Annotated in this window: 15 protein-coding genes; 9 read left to right on the top strand and 6 right to left on the bottom strand. The window is 62.4% G+C overall.

The annotated features are described in order from the left end of the window. Positions 1 to 44: 44 nt before the first annotated feature. Positions 45 to 1445: a metallophosphoesterase family protein gene (locus P0Y58_18570; protein WEK28904.1), complete on the bottom strand. Its 1401-nt coding sequence runs from the start codon at positions 1443 to 1445 to the stop codon at positions 45 to 47. A gap of 369 nt (positions 1446 to 1814) precedes the next feature. On the opposite strand from P0Y58_18570, the gene P0Y58_18565 reads away from it, so the two are divergent. The 5 genes from P0Y58_18565 (at position 1815) to P0Y58_18545 (ending at position 8186) form a co-directional block, all read left to right on the top strand. Then, positions 1815 to 4280, top strand: coding sequence for a TonB-dependent receptor (locus P0Y58_18565; GenBank protein WEK28903.1), 2466 nt, complete (start codon positions 1815 to 1817; stop codon positions 4278 to 4280). A 29-nt stretch (positions 4281 to 4309) separates the two neighbouring features. Then, the gene (locus P0Y58_18560) at positions 4310 to 6202 is read left to right on the top strand and encodes a phytase (protein WEK28902.1); all 1893 of its coding nucleotides are present in this window, start codon (positions 4310 to 4312) and stop codon (positions 6200 to 6202) included. Positions 6203 to 6269: 67 nt separating this feature from the next. Further along, complete coding sequence (gene tolQ / locus P0Y58_18555) at positions 6270 to 6980, top strand: protein TolQ (protein ID WEK28901.1); 711 nt, start codon at positions 6270 to 6272, stop codon at positions 6978 to 6980. 13 nt (positions 6981 to 6993) lie between these two features. Next, positions 6994 to 7437 carry a protein TolR gene (tolR, locus tag P0Y58_18550; protein ID WEK28900.1) on the top strand — a complete coding sequence of 148 codons (444 nt, stop codon included), beginning with the start codon at positions 6994 to 6996 and terminating at the stop codon, positions 7435 to 7437. 2 nt (positions 7438 to 7439) lie between these two features. Then, positions 7440 to 8186, top strand: a complete 747-nt coding sequence (locus tag P0Y58_18545; GenBank protein ID WEK28899.1) for an energy transducer TonB — start codon at positions 7440 to 7442, stop codon at positions 8184 to 8186. Positions 8187 to 8200: 14 nt separating this feature from the next. On the opposite strand, the gene P0Y58_18540 is transcribed toward P0Y58_18545, so the two are convergent. Genes P0Y58_18540 through P0Y58_18530 form a run of 3 tightly spaced genes read right to left on the bottom strand, consistent with a single transcriptional unit; the run spans position 8201 to position 11126 of the window. Continuing rightward, the gene (locus tag P0Y58_18540; GenBank protein ID WEK28898.1) at positions 8201 to 9160 is read right to left on the bottom strand and encodes a lysylphosphatidylglycerol synthase domain-containing protein; all 960 of its coding nucleotides are present in this window, start codon (positions 9158 to 9160) and stop codon (positions 8201 to 8203) included. After that, entirely contained in the window at positions 9160 to 10362 is a 1203-nt protein-coding gene (gene clsB / locus P0Y58_18535; GenBank protein ID WEK28897.1) for a cardiolipin synthase ClsB, read from the bottom strand. The genes P0Y58_18540 and clsB overlap by 1 nt, the downstream gene beginning before the upstream one ends. Then, a complete protein-coding gene (locus P0Y58_18530) occupies positions 10359 to 11126 on the bottom strand; it encodes an endonuclease/exonuclease/phosphatase family protein (protein ID WEK33357.1) in 768 nt (255 codons plus the stop codon). The genes clsB and P0Y58_18530 overlap by 4 nt, the downstream gene beginning before the upstream one ends. A gap of 249 nt (positions 11127 to 11375) precedes the next feature. Here P0Y58_18530 and P0Y58_18525 point away from each other — a divergent pair, with 249 nt between their 5' ends. From P0Y58_18525 to P0Y58_18515, 3 genes are all read left to right on the top strand, one after another. Continuing rightward, the gene (locus P0Y58_18525) at positions 11376 to 11885 is read left to right on the top strand and encodes a sigma-70 family RNA polymerase sigma factor (GenBank protein ID WEK28896.1); all 510 of its coding nucleotides are present in this window, start codon (positions 11376 to 11378) and stop codon (positions 11883 to 11885) included. Continuing rightward, positions 11882 to 12850, top strand: a complete 969-nt coding sequence (locus P0Y58_18520) for a DUF4880 domain-containing protein (protein ID WEK28895.1) — start codon at positions 11882 to 11884, stop codon at positions 12848 to 12850. The genes P0Y58_18525 and P0Y58_18520 overlap by 4 nt, the downstream gene beginning before the upstream one ends. Before the next feature lie 108 nt (positions 12851 to 12958). Further along, entirely contained in the window at positions 12959 to 15376 is a 2418-nt protein-coding gene (locus tag P0Y58_18515; protein WEK28894.1) for a TonB-dependent siderophore receptor, read from the top strand. Between the two features lie 59 nt (positions 15377 to 15435). Here the strand turns inward: P0Y58_18515 and P0Y58_18510 are convergent, their stop codons facing one another. After that, positions 15436 to 16818, bottom strand: a complete 1383-nt coding sequence (locus P0Y58_18510) for a PLP-dependent aminotransferase family protein (protein ID WEK28893.1) — start codon at positions 16816 to 16818, stop codon at positions 15436 to 15438. A 121-nt stretch (positions 16819 to 16939) separates the two neighbouring features. Between P0Y58_18510 and P0Y58_18505 the strand changes: the two genes are divergently transcribed. Next, the gene (locus P0Y58_18505) at positions 16940 to 17809 is read left to right on the top strand and encodes a DMT family transporter (GenBank protein ID WEK28892.1); all 870 of its coding nucleotides are present in this window, start codon (positions 16940 to 16942) and stop codon (positions 17807 to 17809) included. Between the two features lie 65 nt (positions 17810 to 17874). Here the strand turns inward: P0Y58_18505 and P0Y58_18500 are convergent, their stop codons facing one another. Beyond that, positions 17875 to 18081, bottom strand: a complete 207-nt coding sequence (locus P0Y58_18500; GenBank protein WEK28891.1) for a hypothetical protein — start codon at positions 18079 to 18081, stop codon at positions 17875 to 17877. Between the last annotated feature and the right edge of the window lie 12 nt (positions 18082 to 18093).

Below are 18093 nucleotides of genomic sequence, written 5' to 3'. Positions count from 1 at the left end.
CAGGCAGAGCAGCATGCAAGCCGTTTATCTCAATCCGATGACGCTTACTTGTCGCGGGCCGTGCATGGCAGCCCGTCCGGCCCTGCGCTGGCGTTGCAGTACCGTTCGTTGGCCAACGCCAGCTTGGGCTCTTGCAGGAACTTGCGCCCTTTGGCATCACGGGTGATATCAAAGGCGTCGTATAGCTGGTCGTCCGCCGAATAGGTGCGGACCTGCAGGCGGTTCTGCTCGACGGCGACGGTCTGGTACAGCTGGGTATCTTCGGCTGTGCGGTCCGGCTGGTGGCGGGCGCGGTCGTTCAGGCCGTACATCTTCGAACCGGTCACCGAGACCATGTACACCGGGCCGATTGCCTGTTTCGCTTTTTGTGCGGTCCGCGTGGCCTGGCGCCCTTCGGCGTGAGTCAGGCGGCTGTAGCAGTGGTCGTGGCCTTGCAATACCAGGTCGACCTTGTAGCGCTCCAGCAGCGGTTGCCAGGCGGCCTTGAGCGGCTCTGTGTCGTCGGGGCGGGCACAGGTATAGACCGGCTGGTGCATGACCACGATGTTCCACTGTGCCTTGCTGCTTTTCAGCACTTCCTCCAGCCAGCCGGTCTGCGCTTGCAGGGTGCCCAGGTCGAGTGCCGAGGTGCCGTCCAGCACCACGAAGCGCACATTCTGGTAATCGCTGAAGTAGCTGGTTGCCTCCACGCCGGGGGCGCCGTTGCGCGGCAGGGCGAACTGCGCCGGCACGTGTGGGCTGAGGCTGCGGCTTTCGCTGCCGTCGGGGTTGAGGGTTTCCAGGTACTCGTGGTTGCCGAAGGCGGTGAGCTGCGGGATGGCAGCGTAGGACCAGCCGCCGGCCTGGTTCCATTCGCCCCATTCGTCGTCGTGGGCGAGGTCGTCACGCGAGGCCACCAGGTCGCCCGCGTGCACTACCAGGGCAGGGTGCGCCACGCTGCGCAGCGCCTGGCGGATGGTGCGCGAGGCGATGGCGAGGATGTCGTTCTGGGTGTCGCCCAGGTAAATGAACGAGAACGGCGCGAACGTGGCCTTGGCCGTGCGGAACTGGTGCCATTCGCTCCAGCCCGCGCTGCCCTTGAGCCGGTAGACGTAGGCCGTGTCCGCTTGCAGGTGGTCCAGACGCACCTGGTGGTAGTTGGCCGGGCCGTTGTCGCTGTCCAGGCGCTGGGTGCTGCCACCCTGTGGGCTGGCCTTGGCTGCCAGCGAGGGGCCGGCGAGGGCCGGGCCCAGTTCCAGCACTGCGTCGGCCTGGGCCAGGTCGGTGCGGTAGCTGACGGCCATTTGTGTGGAGGCGTTCTGGCCGGGGGTCAGCACGATACGGTCGGCCAGCTTGCCGGCGGCGTAGGGCAGCCCGGCAGAGCGTGGGACCGGAGCGGAGTCATTAGCCTGGGCATGAGCCTGTGCGGCGCAGAGCAGGGCGGCCAGTAGCAGGGGGCGGTGCATGGGGATTCCTCGATAAGCCCGGAAGGCGTGATGGGCGCAAAGGAAACAAAGGCGGATGACGGTTCTGTTACCGGGCGGGGGGTCGATTTGGCTCAGCTGATCGTCAGGAAAAACACGATTTCAAGTCTTCGCTGACGGCCCCGCGCCGGCAGACCGGCCCCACAGCTGCGCCACAGGTTTGCAGGGCGGCGCCAGGGCCGTGGCAGGCGTCAGGTCATATCAGCTCAAAATGCGCCTGAAACTCGATGAAAGCCGCGTTTTCAAGCCGCCCAGCCCAGCGCTGTCACGCAAGTGCCACACACACTTTCTAGCTTTCGCAGCCATTCCCGGGTTCATCGGGTCACTGCAAGCGAGGGTTTCAAGGTGGCAATGCCGTTTCGTCACATCCGCAACGCCGGATTCCGGGTCAGCCTGCTGGCCGTTGCCATTACCACCGCCCCGGCTTGGGCAGAAGAGGCGGTCGAGCGGGTCGAGGTGATCGGCCAGGCGGCGAGCATCGACAAGGCGCTGCGCGAGCAGAAAAGCGCCGACAGCATCAAGAGCGTGGTGCATGCCGATGGTGTCGGCCAGCTGCCCGACGACAATGCCGCCGAAGCCTTGCAGCGCATCCCCGGGTTGTCGGTGGAACGTGACCAGGGCGAGGGCCGCTTTGTCAGCGTGCGCGGTATCGCCCCGGACCTCAACAGCGTGACCATCAACGGCACCCTGGTACCTGCCCCCGAGGGCGACCGCCGGGCCGTGGCGCTGGACGTGCTGCCCGCCGAGCTGGTGCAGTCGCTGTCGGTGGTCAAAACCCTGACCCCGGACATGGACGCCAACTCCCTGGGCGGCACCATCGAGGTCGAAAGCCTGTCGGCGTTCGACCATGACGGGCTGTTCTACACCCTCACCGGCGAAGCCAGCCACGACACCAACGTCAGCCGCGACAGCCCGAAGTTGTCCGGCGCGGTCAGCGACCGATTCAGCCTGGGTGACGGCATCAACAACTTCGGCGTGGCTGCGGCGTTCAGCTGGCAGAAGCGCAAGTTCGGCTCGGACAACGTCGAAACCGGCGGTAACTGGGATTTCGAGGATGGCGCCAGGCTGGAAGAGGTCGAAGCCCGTGACTACCAGATCACCCGTGAGCGCACCGGCCTGGGCCTGAACTTCGACTACCAGCCGGATGACCTCTCCAGCTACTACCTGCGCACCCTCTACAGCAAGTTCAAAGACACCGAGACGCGCAACGCCGAAGGCCTGGAGTTTGCCGACCCGCAGGCCTCTGGCCAGCGTGGCGAGGCCGAAGGCTGGCGCGACCTGAAATCGCGCCAGGACACCCAGGAAATCCAGTCCTATGTACTGGGCGGCGAGCGCATCCTCGACCAGTGGACCATCAGTGGCCAGGTCGGCTACAGCCAGGCCACCGAGCACGATCCGGGCGGCATTGCCGGCGCCAAGTTCGTCGGCGACTTTGACGAAGTCGGCTTCGACGGCACGCGCAAGCCCCGGCTGAGCGTGGGCAACGACTTCTACGACCCGGCCCGCTTCACCCTCGACGAAGTGGAATGGGAGAAGGTGGATGGCAAGGATCAGGAAAAGAACATCCGCCTGGACCTTGCCCGCGACTACGATTTCGCCGACGCCTCGCAGATCAAGTTTGGCGGCAAGCTCAGCCGCCGCGACAAGACCAGCGACACCGAAAGCTGGGCCTATGACGGGTTCGATGACATCAGCCTGGCCGATTATCAGGGCAGCAATGTCGACTATGCCTTGGGCAACTTCGGCAACGGCATCAGCGCCAGTGCAATCAAGGGCCTGATCGGCAACCTCGACCGTGCGGCCTACTACGATGAGGAGGCTTCGCGCATCAATGACTTCGACATGAGCGAGGACATCAACGCGGCGTACCTGATGAACACGCTGGACATCGGCGACTGGCGCCTGATTGCCGGCCTGCGTTACGAAGGTACCGAGTTCAAGGCAAAGGGGACTGGCCTGCGCGACGGTGTGTACGAGAGCGTCAAGAGCAACAACCGCTATGACCACTGGTTGCCCGGCCTGCACGCGCGCTACCAGTTGTCCCCGGCCACGGCCATCCGCGCCGCCTGGACCAACACTGTGGTACGGCCGACCTTCGGCCAGCTGGCGCCGGGTTTTGTCATCGATGACAACGATGCGTCGTTCGGCAACCCCGAACTCAAGCCGCTGGAGTCGATGAACTTTGACCTGGGCATCGAACACTACATGGGCCGTGCCGGCACCGCCTCGGCGTTCCTGTTCTACAAGGACATCGACCACTTCATCTACAGCACCGACCTGGCGGGTACTGGCGACTGGGTCGACTTCGATGAAGCGCTCAGCTTCGAGAACGGTGGCGGCGCCAGGCTGTATGGCCTGGAGCTGGCCTACTCGCAGAAGTTCGACTGGTTGCCGGCGCCCTGGAACGGTTTGTTGCTGGGCGCCAACCTGACCCTCAGCAAGTCTGATGCAACCCTGCAAGGGGCTACCGGCAAGCGCAGCATCGACCTGCCCAATCAGTCCGACACGGTCGGCAACTTCATGGTCGGCTGGGAAAACGATCGCTTCAACATGCGCCTGGCCGCCAACTACAAGTCGGGCTACCTGCTGGAGCTGGGAGCCATCGACGACAAGGCCCACGATCAGTATGCCGATGACCAGCTACACGTGGACTTCAAGGCCGGCTACTTCCTGACGCCCGAGCTGCAGTTGACCTTCGAGGCGCAGAACATCACCGACGAGTCCTATTACGTGTACAGCGGCCACCGTCGCTACAACGCCCAGTACGAAGAGTACGGCCCGACCTACAAGGTCGGCCTGACGCTCACCCATTTCTGACCCGCACCCTTCAGGGATATTGCCTGCTCATGCGTATGTTCACTTTGTCCGTGCTGGGGCTTTATGTCGCCTTGGCCCACGCAGGCGCCAGCGCGGCGCCAAGCCTCACCCTCGAGCGCAGCGTCATCGACAGCGAGACCAGCCAGTGGTTGGCACCCACCACTGCCATCAAACAGGCCGAACGCCTGCTACTGACTGCCAAGGCGCTGCAACTGGTCGATAGCCAGGGCCGCGTGCTTGGCGAGTTGTCGGGCCGCTTCGAAACCCTCGACCACCGCGCCGATGACACCGGCCTGCTGGTCGCCACTCTCGACAAGAAGCGCCAGCAGGCGCTGCTGGCCCGTTTCGATGCCCAAACAGGTTGGGGCGCGCCGCATTACCTGCCCAAGACCCGCTATGCCGTCGAGGGCCTGTGCCTGTACCGCGACAGTGCCGCCAACGACTTTCTGTTCCTGATTGGCGAGGAGGGTATCGGCGAGCAGTGGCTGGTCGCTGAACAGGGTCAGCCGCTGGTCGAGGCACGCCAGGTGCGTGCCCTGAGCCTGCCGCCGCAGAGCGCGTTCTGCCAGGCAGATGACGCTAGCCATAGCGTGTATGTAAACGAAGAAAATGTCGGCCTGTGGCGCTACGAAGCGGCTGCCGAAGCACCGCTGGTGCGCGAGCCGGTGGACCTGGTAGCACCGTTCGGAAGCCTGGCCAAGGCCGCCGCCGGCATGGCCCTGGTGCCCGGTGGCCTGATGCTGCTGGACCCATCTGCCAATGCCTTGCACCTGTACCAGCGCCGCGCCGGGCAATGGCAACGTGATGCAGCCCTGAGCTTGCAAGGGCTGAATGAGCCGGAACAGATCAGCGCCCGTGTGACCGGCAGTGGCCTGGAACTGTTGCTGGCCGATGATCAGGGCACGCACCTGGCGACGCTGGACTGGAAGCCAACGCCAGCGCAGGTTTCGCCCCCGGTAGTACAGGTCAAGGCGCAGGTGCAGACCGACGGTGTGCCCAGCCTTGGCGATGCGGCGGACGACCCGGCGATCTGGATCAATGCCCGCCACCCCGAACTGAGCCAGGTGCTGGGCACCGACAAGAAAGGCGGGCTACTGGCCTACGACCTGCACGGCAAGCAGCTGCAGGACTTGCGTGTGGGGCGCTTGAACAATGTTGACGTGCGCAATGGCTTCCAGCTCGGCGAACGTCAGGTCGACCTGGCCGTGGCCAGCAACCGCGACCGAAACAGCCTGCACCTGTTTGCCATCGACACGGCCAGCGGCCAGCTGACCGACATTGGCCAGGTGCCGACCGGGCTCAAGGAAATCTACGGCCTGTGCCTGTTCAAGGATGCCGATTCGACCCTTTACGCCATTGCCAATGACAAGGATGGGCAGTTTGTTCAGTACCGCCTCGACGGCAGCAGCGGCCAGGCGGGCGGCACCTTGGTGCGCAGTTTCAGCACCCCGACCCAGTCAGAAGGTTGCGTGGCCGACGACCGCAACCAGCGCCTTTTCATCGGCGAAGAAGATGTTGCGGTCTGGGCCCTGGACGCCCGTGGCGACGGCCCGGTTCGCCTGGACAAAGTAATCGGGGTGGGCGGCCTGGTCAAAGACGACATCGAAGGCCTGGCGCTGTACCACGGCAAGGGCGGCGATTACCTGGTGATCTCCAGCCAGGGCAACGACAGCTACGTAGTGGTAGACGCCAAACCACCGTACCGGGTGCGTGGCAGCTTCCAGGTCGGCCTGGATGCACAGCGCGGTATCGATGGCGCCTCGGAGACCGACGGCCTCGAAGTGACCTCTGCCAACCTCGGCGGCCCCTGGGCCAAGGGCCTGCTGGTCGTGCAGGACGGTCGCAAGCGCATGCCCGAAGGCAACCAGAACTACAAGTACGTGCCGTGGGCAGCGGTGGCTGAAGCCTTGGGCCTGGAGTAACAGCTGCCTGTCATGCCACCGCAACCTGATTGCCTTTGACTAAGGCTCACATTGAAAGGACACCCCCATGCAAACCGCAACTCCGCTCGAACACACTACCGTCTGGGGCCTGGTCAGCGAAGCCAGCCTGGTGGTCCAGGCCGTCATGCTGTGCCTGGCTTTGGCCTCGCTGCTCAGCTGGTACCTGATCATTCAGCGCGGCAGCCGCCTGCGCCGTAGCGAAGCGCACAGCAGGGCGTTTCTCAAGCAGTTCCGGGAAAGCGAAGTCGGCCAGTTGTATCAGGGCATCAAGGCGCAACAGCCTGACGTTGATGCCGGGCTGCAGCAGCTTTTCATCTCCGGCTACCAGGCGTTCCAGCAGCTGCAACCTGGCCAGCAGCCCGACAGCGTGCTCGAAGGCGTCGAGCGCAGCCTGCTGGTGGCCATCGCCGAGCAGGAGGAGCGCCTGGAGCAGGGCCTGCCGTTCCTTGCCACGGTCGGCTCGGTCAGCCCCTACATCGGCCTGTTCGGCACCGTGTGGGGCATCATGAATTCGTTCCTGGGGTTGTCTCAGGTGCAGCAGGCGACCCTGTCGACGGTGGCCCCCGGTATTGCCGAAGCGCTGATCGCCACGGCCATAGGCCTGTTTGCGGCGATTCCGGCAGTGATGGCCTATAACCGTTACTCGGCGCGCAGCCAGACGTTGATCAGCCGCTACTACGCCTTCGGCAACGAACTGCAAGGCCGCCTGCAACGGCGTTTGCAAGGCCAGGCCAGCAGCCTGGCGGCAGTGGCCTGAGGAGGAACATGCGATGCTCGCCAGACCCGTGCGCAAACATGGCCTGAAGGCCGAAATGAACGTGGTGCCGTACATCGATGTGATGCTGGTACTGCTGGTGATCTTCATGGTCACCGCACCGATGCTGGTGCAGGGCGTGCAGATCGAGCTGCCCAAGGTGGCCGCCGAGGCATTGCCGGCACCCAGCCAGCAGCGGATTGTCACGCTCTCGGTGAAGGCCGACGGCAGCTATTACTGGAACCTGGGCAGTGAGGTCGACACCAGCAGCCAGACCGACAGTGCCGTCGACACCGCGCAGATGCGCGACAAGATCGCAGCCATCGTCGCCCAGGACCCGCAGACCCAGGTGTACCTGCGTGCCGACCGCAACACCGAATATGCCGCAGTGGTGGCCGGCATCGCCGAGCTGCAACGCGGCGGTGTCAGCCGGCTGGGCCTGATCACCGAGGCGCCGTGACCATGATCAACCTGACTTTTGGCCCTGCCAGCTGGCGCGACCACGGTATGGCGTTTGGCGTGGCGTTGGCATTGCATGCGGGGGTGGTCTACCTGCTGTTCAACCTGTCGCATACGTCAGCGCTACAACCTGTACAGGCGGCCGTGATCCACACCCAACTGGTGAACTTGCCGGCACCCGTTGCGGTGCCGGAGCCGCCAGCACCTGCGCCCGAGCCTGTGATCAAGAAACCTTCGGTGCCGACACCGAAGGCTCAGGTACCGGTCGTGGATCAGGCAGCATTGGCACTCAAGCGTGTGCAGCAAGAGAAGCGCGACCAGCAGAAGCGCGATCAACAGCAGCGCCAGGACCAGGAACAAGCTCGCCAGCAGCGCGAAGCGGTGGAGCGGCGCGAGCAGCAACTTGCACAACAGGAGCAGGCCCGCCAGCACCAGGCGCGAGAGGCTGCTGCCCAAGCCCGTGCGGCAGCCGAGGCGGCCAGCCGGCAGTATCTGCCCGTCGCCAAGGAAGCACCCGACTACCCACAGCGGGCCCTGGATCGCAATATCGAGGGGGAATGCACGGTGGCCTACACGGTCACACCGCAAGGACAGGTCAGCGATCCGCAGGTGGTCGGCCAGTGCCATCCCTTGTTCATCAAGCCGTCGCTGGCGGCGGCGAAGCGCTTCCGGTACCAGCCTCGGGTGGTGAATGGGCAGGCAGTGGCGGTGGCCAATGTCAAAAATACCTTCACCTACAAGATTCGCTGAGCCCCGCCGCGTCGTCAGCGCTTGCTGGATGCCAGCCCGGCCTGTTGCCGTAAAGCCTTGGCCCGTTTTTCGAGCACCAGGTAGGTGACCACTGCCAACAGCAGCGGTATCAGGTAGTACAAGGTCCGATAACCCAGCAGCGCGGCAATCAGGGTGCCCTGGCCGAGCTGGCCGTGGAGCAGGGCGAGGAAAACGGTTTCCAGCACGCCAAGGCCGGCGGGAATATGCGCCACCACGCCTGCCACGCAACTGATCAGCAACACGCCCAGGACCGAGGGATACTTCAACTCCGGGGGCAGCAACAGGTGGATAAGCGCCGCCATCAGCGCCCAGTTGCTTGCCCCCAGCGCCACCTGGCACAGCGCCAGGCGCAGGCTCGGCAGGGTTACCTCATGCCCCCGCAGGTTCCACGTGCGCCGTTTGGCGAAGGCGCAGGCAAGCAGGTAGGCCAACGCGCTCGCCACCATCAGCATGCCGATCAGGCGCAGGCCGCCTGAACCCACTGCCCAGCTCTCCGGCAGTTTGACCATGCCCAGCATGAACACCGTGCCGGCCAGCAGCAGGTAGCCCATCCAGTTGGTCAACAGGCCCAAGGTGAGGATGCGGGTGATGGTCGCGTTATCCAGCCCAAGCCTGCCATACAGTCGGTAGCGCAGGGCGACACCGCCCACCCAGGTGGTAAAGCTGAGGTTGAATGCATAGCACACGAATGCCACCGGCAGCACCTGGCGCGCCGGCAGGCGGTGGCCGGTATAGGCACGGGCGAGCAGGTCATAGCTGGCGAATACCAGGTAGCTGCACATGGCCAGCAGCAGGCCAAGGACAAGGGTCGAGGGCCGGTATGCCAGCAGCGACTGGCGCACCTCGTTCCAGTCCAGATTACGCGCCAGGGTGAACAGCAGCACTGGAATCAGTATCAGGAACAGCACGGGCAGCAGGCGTTTGCCCCAGGTCTTCCAGCGAGGATTGGCCATCAGGTCTGGCCCTCGTGGTAGTCGACCGGGACTTCGCTATGCGCTTGCAGCGACTGCAAGCGTTGCCGGTGTGCAGGGAACCAGCCGGCGATGCGCGGAAAATATCGGGTGATGTGAAAACCCAGGAAGATCAACGGTGCTCGCCACCAGTAGCCGCGCACTGCGCGTTCCAGGGTCACGGTTTTGCAGTGCTCCCGGCTCAGTTCGCTCAAGTGTTGGTACAGGCCATGGTTGAATGCGCGGTCACGGATTACCAGATTGGCTTCCAGGTTGAACGACAGGCTCAGCGGGTCGAGGTTGCTTGAGCCCACGGTAGACCAGTCGTCGTCCACCAACGCCACCTTGCCGTGGAGCGGGCGCTTGCAGTACTCGTGAATGTGTACGTGGTCGCGCAGCAGGTAGTTGTAGAGCAGGCGCGACAGGGCGCGCACCCAGCGCATGTCCGGTTGCCCCTGAAGGATCAGGGTCACTTCGACCCCGCGCCGGGCAGCGTTGCGCAGTTCGCGCAGTAGGCGGTAGCCTGGGAAGAAGTAGGCGTTGGCGACCACGATACGCTGCCTGGCCTGGCGGAAGGCTTGCAGGTAACAGACCTCGATATCATTGCGATGGTGGCGGTTGTCCCGCTCTACCAGCATGGCGCTGACCGGGCCGGTAGCGGCGTTGCTGCGCTCAACCTGGCTGATGCTCTCCAGTACCGGCGCGAGCATCCTGCAGCTGGAAGTGTGCACCTGGGCAACCACGGGGCCGACAACCTCCACTGCATAATCCTGCTTGGCCTGGGGGCCGAAGTCGCCGAGGTGGTCGGCGCTGTAGTTGATGCCTCCGATGAATGCGCGTTGCCCGTCGATCACCACGATCTTGCGGTGCAGGCGGCGGAACAGGTTGGTACGCATGCCGGCCAGCCGTGGCTGCGGGTCGAATGCGTGAAAGCGCACGCCGGCTGCGGTCATGGATGAGATGAAATCCTCGGGCAGGTCTGCGGTACCGTAGCCATCGACCGCCACTTCGACACGTACGCCACGTTGTACGGCTTCGATCAGTGTCTGGCGCAAGCGCTGGCCGACCTTGTCGTCGTAAATGATGAAGGTTTCCAGCAGGATTTCCTCGCGCGCCTGGGCCATGGCCTCGAACACGCGTGGGTAGTACTGCTCGCCATTGATCAGCAGCTCGACACGGTTGCCGTCGCTCCAGGTTTGCTTCATAGCGTCACCTCGGCTACCAGCGGGGCATGGTCGGAGAGGTGCGACCAGGGGTAGCTGGACAACACCCGCGCCTCGCGGCTTTGCGCATTGCGCAGGTAGATGCGGTCCAGGCGCAGCAGGGGCAGGCGCGCCGGGAAACTGCGCGCCGGTTTGCCGAAGGCTTCGATCAGATGCCCCGAAAGCCGGGCATCGGCTTTGAGGCGCCAGTCGTTGAAGTCACCGGCGACGATGACCGGCTCCTCCGGCGGCAGGCTCTCCAGCAATGCCATGAGCAGGCCGACCTGACGCTGGCGATGGTGCTCGCGCAGGCCCAGGTGTACGCAGATGGCATGCACCTGTTCATGGCCCGGCACTTCGAGCTGGCAGTGCAGCAAACCACGCTCCTCGTCGCCCTGGACCGAGACGTCCAGGTTGTCGTACGCGCGGATCGGAAATTTCGACAAGAGCGCGTTGCCATGGTCGCCATGGGGGTAGACCGCATTGAGCCCGTAGGCGAACTGCGGCCATATGCTATCAGCGAGAAATTCGTATTGCGGCGTCTGTGGCCAGCGGGAGTGGCGCTCGGCATGCCGTTGGTGGCTGCCATGCACCTCCTGCAAGAACACCAGATCTGCACCCGTAGCACGTACCGCCTCGCGCAGCTCCGGCAGGATGAAGCGGCGGTTTAACGGTGTGAAGCCTTTGTGCACGTTGAGGGTGAGCACCGTCAGGCGGTGCACGGCGGTCACTTTGTCGATGATGTAACCGGAGGTATCGATGCAAATTTCACTCACGAGGGATCCCTTACGTTCGTGCACCCACTACTAGCGACCGGCGCACGGGGGAGAGGGTTCAGGTGGGTTGACGAGCGGGGGCTTGGTCCGACGATGAGGACTCTGACCACATGGTATGGCGAGAATCGGCCAATGAAGAGGGAATGACCCTATCGATTGATGAGAGAATTTTTAGCCATCCGGTAATGAGAAGTATTACTATATGCGACTTTCCTGAGCTGTCCCCTGGATACTACGCCGATGATCCCATCCAACTCTGCCCATCATGTTGTGGGCGAACTCTACGCCCAGCACCACGATTGGGTCGTGCAGTTGCTGCGGCGCAAGCTGGGTGGGCAGGAACTGGCCCTGGACCTGGCGCAGGATACGTTCGTGCGCATCCTCAGTAGCGGCAGCGTACCGATTTTTCGCGAGCCGCGAGCCTTTCTCACGACGGTTGCCAGCCGTTTGTGCGGGCAGTATTTTCGCCGCCAGGCGCTGGAGCGGGCGTATGAGCAGTCGCTGATGACCCTCGAACCGGACCACATGCCCTCACCGGAAACCCGCTTGCTGGTGCTGGAAGCACTGGATGCGGTGGGCCAGGTGCTGGACGGTTTGGGGAGCAGGGTGCGGGAAATTTTCCTGTTGTCGCAGCTCGATGGTTTGACCTATCCGCAAATCGCAGCGCGTATGGACCTCAGTGTGAATGTGGTGCAAAAAGCCATGCTCAAAGCCTATCGCCATTGCTACCTGGCGGTGTACGCCACATGACGCGCACCCAGACCGTCTGCGATCAGTCTTTGAATGAGTGCGTACTGGATCAGGCCTTGAGCTGGATGGTCGCGCTGCAATCGGGTACCAGCAGTGAGGCGGATCAGCAGGCCTGCCAACAGTGGCGTGATGAAAACCCCCAGCATGAGCTGGCCTGGCAGCGACTGGTCGGGATCGGTAGCGATATGCGCCGCAACACCCACGCGCTGTCGGCGCCCAGTGCCCGGCTATTGCTGCAGGCCCGCAGTGTTCCGTCGCGGCGCACTTTGCTCAAAGGCTTCGCTGGCCTGAGTGTGGCCACCGCCCTTGGCTTGAGCGTGCGCGAGCGGATGCTGCTGCCGGAACTGTTCAGCGATTACCGTACCGACACGGGCGAGCGCCGGCATATACGCCTGGCTGATGCGGGCGGGTTGCAGTTGGATACGCGTACAGCGGTGGATATTCGCGGCTCCGACCTGACATTGAGTCTGGGCAGGCTGCTGCTGAGTGCTGGCACAAGCGGCACCATGGCGATAAAGACCACCGATGGCTGGGTGCGGCCAACCGCCTTGTCGCGGTTGATCATCAGCCATGGCCTGCCTCGCCAGCAGGGAACCGAGGTGCAATTGCTTTCGGGCAGCGCGTCGGTCGAGCCGCTGCAGGGCGCCGGCTTCACGCTTGGCACCGGCCAGCAATTGACCTTTGACCGCCGCAGCAGCGGGCAGCCGGCAAGCGTGCCATCAACCGCCGAAGCCTGGACTCAGGGCCTGCTGATCGCCGAGCGCATGCCCCTGGTTGACATGCTTGAACAACTCGACCGCTACCGGCGTGGCGTGCTGCGCTGCGACCCGGCCATTGCCGGCTTGCAGGTGTCGGGGTCGTTCTCGCTGGATCGCCCGGAGGCCAGCCTCGACTTGCTGGCCAAGGTGCTGCCAGTGCGAGTGCAACGGGTGTTTGGTTACCTGGCGACGGTCGTACCGGCCTAGCCACGGATTATTTTTTCACTGCGTCGGCAGTATTTTTCATTTCGAGCATCAAGGCAGGTAAGACGCTGAAAAAGCGCCCACCCAACCCTTCACGACAGGACAGTCTTTATGCTCAGCCGCGTCACTCCGCTCGCCAGCGCCTTGCGCACCGTCATCATCGGTTTATCACTGGCTACCGCCAGCCATGGCGTGATGGCCGCGAGCCCGGTACCCGACCGGGAACACGCCCAACGTCAGACCTATGACATTCCTGCCGGCAGCCTTGATCGCGTGCTGGGCGCTTTCGGGCAGCTGGCGAACGTGATGGTCGGCATTGATTCGTCACTGACGGCTGGCGTCCAGAGCCAAGGTTTGAAAGGCAACTTTTCAGTGGATGAAGGGCTGGATCGGCTGCTGAGCCCGTTGGGTCTGCAGGCCGAGCCCGAGCAAGGCGGATATCGCGTGGTTGCCAAGCCCGCCTTGCAGGGTGCAGACCTGGAGTTGCAAGCGACACAGGTCAGCGCCAACCAGTTGGGTACGGTGACCGAAGGCACTGGCTCGTACACGCCGGGCACCATTGCAACCGCGACGCGCCTGGTGCTGACCCCACGGGAAACGCCCCAATCGATTTCGGTGGTGACGCGTCAGGTGATGGATGATTTCGGCCTTAATGCCATCGACGATGTGATGCGCCATACGCCGGGCATTACCGTGTCGACCTACGACACCGAGCGTACCAACTACTATTCCCGCGGTTTCTCCATCGTCAATTTCCAGTACGACGGTATCCCCACCCTGCGTGATGCCCAATATTCGGCGGGCCAGACCCTGACCGACATGGCGATCTATGACCGCGTCGAAGTACTCAAGGGTGCCACCGGCCTGCTTACCGGTGCCGGCGGCCCTGGCGGCACCATCAACCTGATTCGTAAAAAGCCCACTTACGATTTCAAGAGCAGCATCGAGCTGGGTGCCGGCTCGTGGGACAATTACCGCTCGCAGATCGACGTCAGCGGGCCCTTGACCGAGACCGGCAACGTTCGCGGCCGGGCAGTGGCGGCGTACCAGGACAAACACTCGTTCCTCGACCATTACTCGCGCAAGACGGGCGTGCTCTACGGCATCCTTGAGTTTGACCTGGACGAAAACACCCTGCTGACCCTGGGCGCCGATTACCAGAACAGCGACCCGAAAGGCTCCAGTTGGACGGGCACGCGTACCATCTTCGACGCGACCGGCAACAAGCTGGACCTGCCGCGTTCGTTCAATAACGGCCCCAAATGGGGCTCATGGGAACAGTACAGCCGCACGGCATTTGCCACTCTGGAACATACGTTCGATAACGGCTGGGTCAGCAAAGGCCAATACAACCACCAGATCAACGGCTATGACGCGCCGCTGGGGTACATCTCCCAGGACTCAGCCACTGCCAGCTCGATCTACGCGCGCAAATACGTAGGCGACACCACCAGTGACAGCCTGGATGTCTACGCTTCGGGGCCGTTCGCGCTGTTTGGTCGCGAACACGAACTGGTGATTGGTCAATCCCTGTCCATCTCCAAGTGGAAAGCCAAGGACTACACCGCGACCACTTACTTCGACAACTCCTACGACTTCTACAATTGGCATGGCCAGGCTATCGAGCCGCTGTGGACCGCCACCAAGATCAACGACGAAACCACTCGCCAGACCGGCACCTACGTGACCGGCCGCTTCAGCCTGACCGATGAACTGCACCTGCTGCTCGGCTCGCGTATTGCGAACTACCAGGTCACCGGTACCAGCGACACCCAGGAGAGCGGCAAGGTGGTGCCATACGCTGGGCTCACGTATGACCTGAATGATAACTTCACCGCCTACGCCAGCTACACCGAGATCTTCCAGCCACAGACGCAGTACCGCGACCGCACGCGCAGCATGCTCGATCCCAATGAAGGTAAAAACTACGAGTTCGGTATCAAGGGCGAATTCTTCGGTGGTCGCCTGAACTCAAGCCTGGCCTACTTTGAAGTCCACGAAGAGAACCGGCCGGTGGCCGACACCGCCTGGAACTCCCAGCCTGGCGTGGACTATTCCTACGTGGGCACGCAGACCAAAACCAAAGGCTATGAAGCGGAAATTTCTGGCGAGCTTGCCCAGGGTTGGCAGCTACAAGCGGGTTATACCCACAAGATCGCCCGCGATGACGACGGCAAGAAGGTCGCGACCTGGGAGCCGGAAGACCAGGTCAGTTTCTATTCCACCTACAAACTCCAGGGCAGCCTCGACAAGCTGATCGTCGGCGGCGGCGCGCGCTGGCAGAGTGCAGGCTGGCAGACGGTCAATAACTGGGGTTACCCGGGCGGTGGGCGTTCTGAGAAATTCACCCAGGCGCCGTACTGGTTGGTGGACCTGATGGCGCGTTACCAATTGACCGAAAACCTGTCGGCCACGGTTAACGTCAATAACCTGTTTGATAAGTCGTATTACACCAATATCGGCTTTTACGACTCGGCCTACCCAGGCGACCCACGCAATGTGATGGTGACGACGCGTTGGGATTTCTAAGCGGCCAGGGAGCTGGGCGGCGCGCAGTAAGGCCGTGTCATGCGATACGGTAGTTGCTGCTAAGCACCCAGAGCCCGCTTCAATACTTCGTAAATCCTGGCGTCACTGGATTGAGCTACGTTGAAACGCAGGAAATCCCCCGCAGTCAACGACTGGCTGAAAGCATTTCCGGGCGCCAGTACTACGCCGTCATTCAGGCATGCCCTGGCCAGCGTTGCTGCATCCTTGCCTTGAGGGAGTTGGCACCAGAGGTACATGCCTGCCTGGGGAATTATCCAGGGCTTGATACCAATGGCCTGAAGCTTCGCTACCGTTCTATTCATTTCCTGGGCTAACCGAAGGCGAACACTCTCCATGTGCTTTCGGTAGCCGCTATCAGTAATCGCTTGATGGATGATGTCTGCGGCCAAGCGTCCACCGCCGAATGTGGTCGCAATCTTGAGGTCGACCAGGCTCTCGATCCATTCAGCCCGCGCCGCGATGTAGCCGCACCGGATGGACGCGGAAATGGTCTTGGAGAAACTGCCTATCTGTATCACACGCGACAGGCCATCGAAGGCAGACAGCCGTGGGGCGGGGCTGCTCTCGAAATCCCCGAAGAGGTCGTCCTCTACAATGACCAGGCTAGAGGTGTCGGCCAGCTTCAACAGCCGGTGTGCGGTGACCGGAGACAGGCTGGCCCCGGTGGGGTTATGGATGCCGGAGTTGGTTATGTACATGCGCGGCGAGTGCTGGAGCAGGGCGGCGCCGAACGCATCGATGTCTGGGCCCGTCGCCGTATAGGGTATGCCTACAATGTTTACCCTGTGTGCTTTCAGTAGCGCATGAAAGTTGAAATAGCAGGGATCGTCTACCAAGACTGTGTCGCCGGGCTCCAGCAGAAACCGGCATATCAGGTCGATGGCGTGAGTACCGGACTCCGTAAGCATGATCTGTTCCAGCGGGGCTTCGATCCCGATGCCTGCCAGCCTTCGCGACAAGAATTGCCTGAGGGGTGGATGCCCAAGCGGTGTTGCGTACTCAGTCAGTTTCACAGTGTCTGAACGGGCAGCAACCCGAAGCGCTTTACGCATGCCCGCTTCGTACAGCCAGGATGGAGGCAGCCAACCGCACCCAGGTTTCAACGCATCGCTGGAGGTTTCAAGTGACTGGCGCGAGATCCACAGCGGGTCGACGGCCCGATCAAGTTTGGGGCCAAGCTCGGTGAGTGCCAAGGGCGCCACGGGCCCCGCCACGTAAAAGCCGGAACCAGGGCGAGAGCTGAGCACACCCTCTGCCATCAACCGTTCATATGCCTCAAGGACGGTAGAAACCGATACCTGCATGGTCTGAGCCATTGCCCGGACTGAGGGGATTCTTGCGCCTGATGTGTAGGTTCGAGCGGCGATCCTGGACTGGATTTCACCCATGACAGACCTGATCAGCGTTCCATTACGTTTCATCGCACCCTCAACTGTGCTGGATTAACGTGCATAACAGTTCGGTTGAACTGTATTGGATTGTACGTGGCCTTGGCGGGCCTGTCAGTGATGTACTGAATCTTGGATTAGGGAGGGGTTACCGATGGAAAAATCAACAAGCGGGTGGATCAACGGCTTTATAGGCGTTGCGATCTTTGCGGGCTCGTTGCCGGCAACCCGTGTGGCCGTAGGAGCGTTCGAACCTACGTTTCTGACCTGTGCGAGGGCAACCATTGCCGCCTTGTTGGGTGCGCTTTTTTTGATCGTGTTGCGGCAGCCACGACCATCACGGGGTGACTTGTCGTCATTGGCTCTAACAGCGCTTGGTGTTGTGATCGGCTTCCCGCTACTGACCGCACTGGCCCTCCAGCACGTCACCTCTGCTCATTCCATTGTGTTTGTCGGGCTCCTGCCGCTCTGCACCGCAGGCTTTGCTGTTCTACGGGGCGGTGAGCGACCCCGGCCACTGTTCTGGTTGTTTTCGATGGCAGGTGCCGGGTTGGTTGTTGGCTATGCGTTGATGAATGGAGGAGAGGCGTCGGCGGTGGGCGATCTGCTGATGATGGCTGCGGTAGTTGTTTGCGGGTTGGGTTATGCGGAAGGGGCGCGTCTGTCGCGCACGTTGGGTGGCTGGCAGGTGATCAGTTGGGCATTGCTTGTGGCGTTGCCGTTCATGCTGCTGCTGACTATCGCTAATTTTCCAGCGGCTGATACCTTCGCCAAGGTAAGCACCCCAGCGTGGTTCAGCTTCGGTTACGTCTCACTGTTCAGCATGCTGATCGGGTTTGTGTTCTGGTACCGAGGGCTCGTCCAGGGTGGCATTGCGGCAGTGGGCCAACTGCAACTGTTTCAGCCGTTCATGGGGCTTGGACTCGCCGCGTTGTTGCTGCACGAGCAAGTCAGCTGGATGATGCTTGTCGTGACGCTGGGTGCTGTCATCTGTGTTGCCGGGGCCAGGAAATATGCCCTGTAGATAACGAATTGCTCCTGAAATCCCCAGCCTTGCGGTGATCTGACAGATCAACCCCTGAGTGTTGTTTAGCGTTCAAACGACCGACATTTTCGCCGTAAGATTTGCTGCATGTAATCCAGGAACCGCCGCTGGAACAGCATCGTATGCTCATGGGCTGCAGCTTCAGCGGCATCGGCATTGCGTGCGGCGATGGCCTCGATGATCTCGTCATGGTCGCGCCCCAGTCTGTGGGTGCTGGCCGAGCTGACGATATGGTCGAAGTGCAGGTGCAACAGGCGTTGGCT

This window comes from Candidatus Pseudomonas phytovorans (genome assembly GCA_029202525.1).
Classification (GTDB): Bacteria; Pseudomonadota; Gammaproteobacteria; order Pseudomonadales; family Pseudomonadaceae; genus Aquipseudomonas; species Aquipseudomonas phytovorans.
The sequence above is the reverse complement of the archived record's forward strand: the minus strand, read 5'-3'. Positions and strand labels throughout refer to the sequence as shown.

Excerpts from the sequence above, each read along its gene's own strand:
- P0Y58_18570 (WEK28904.1), bottom strand. The coding sequence starts at position 1,445 with ATGCACCGCCCCCTGCTACTGGCCGCCCTGCTCTGCGCCGCACAGGCT.
- P0Y58_18565 (WEK28903.1), top strand. The coding sequence starts at position 1,815 with ATGCCGTTTCGTCACATCCGCAACGCCGGATTCCGGGTCAGCCTGCTG.
- P0Y58_18560 (WEK28902.1), top strand. The coding sequence starts at position 4,310 with ATGCGTATGTTCACTTTGTCCGTGCTGGGGCTTTATGTCGCCTTGGCC.
- tolQ (WEK28901.1), top strand. The coding sequence starts at position 6,270 with ATGCAAACCGCAACTCCGCTCGAACACACTACCGTCTGGGGCCTGGTC.
- tolR (WEK28900.1), top strand. The coding sequence starts at position 6,994 with ATGCTCGCCAGACCCGTGCGCAAACATGGCCTGAAGGCCGAAATGAAC.
- P0Y58_18545 (WEK28899.1), top strand. The coding sequence starts at position 7,440 with ATGATCAACCTGACTTTTGGCCCTGCCAGCTGGCGCGACCACGGTATG.
- P0Y58_18540 (WEK28898.1), bottom strand. The coding sequence starts at position 9,160 with ATGGCCAATCCTCGCTGGAAGACCTGGGGCAAACGCCTGCTGCCCGTG.
- clsB (WEK28897.1), bottom strand. The coding sequence starts at position 10,362 with ATGAAGCAAACCTGGAGCGACGGCAACCGTGTCGAGCTGCTGATCAAT.
- P0Y58_18525 (WEK28896.1), top strand. The coding sequence starts at position 11,376 with ATGATCCCATCCAACTCTGCCCATCATGTTGTGGGCGAACTCTACGCC.
- P0Y58_18520 (WEK28895.1), top strand. The coding sequence starts at position 11,882 with ATGACGCGCACCCAGACCGTCTGCGATCAGTCTTTGAATGAGTGCGTA.
- P0Y58_18515 (WEK28894.1), top strand. The coding sequence starts at position 12,959 with ATGCTCAGCCGCGTCACTCCGCTCGCCAGCGCCTTGCGCACCGTCATC.
- P0Y58_18510 (WEK28893.1), bottom strand. The coding sequence starts at position 16,818 with ATGAAACGTAATGGAACGCTGATCAGGTCTGTCATGGGTGAAATCCAG.
- P0Y58_18505 (WEK28892.1), top strand. The coding sequence starts at position 16,940 with ATGGAAAAATCAACAAGCGGGTGGATCAACGGCTTTATAGGCGTTGCG.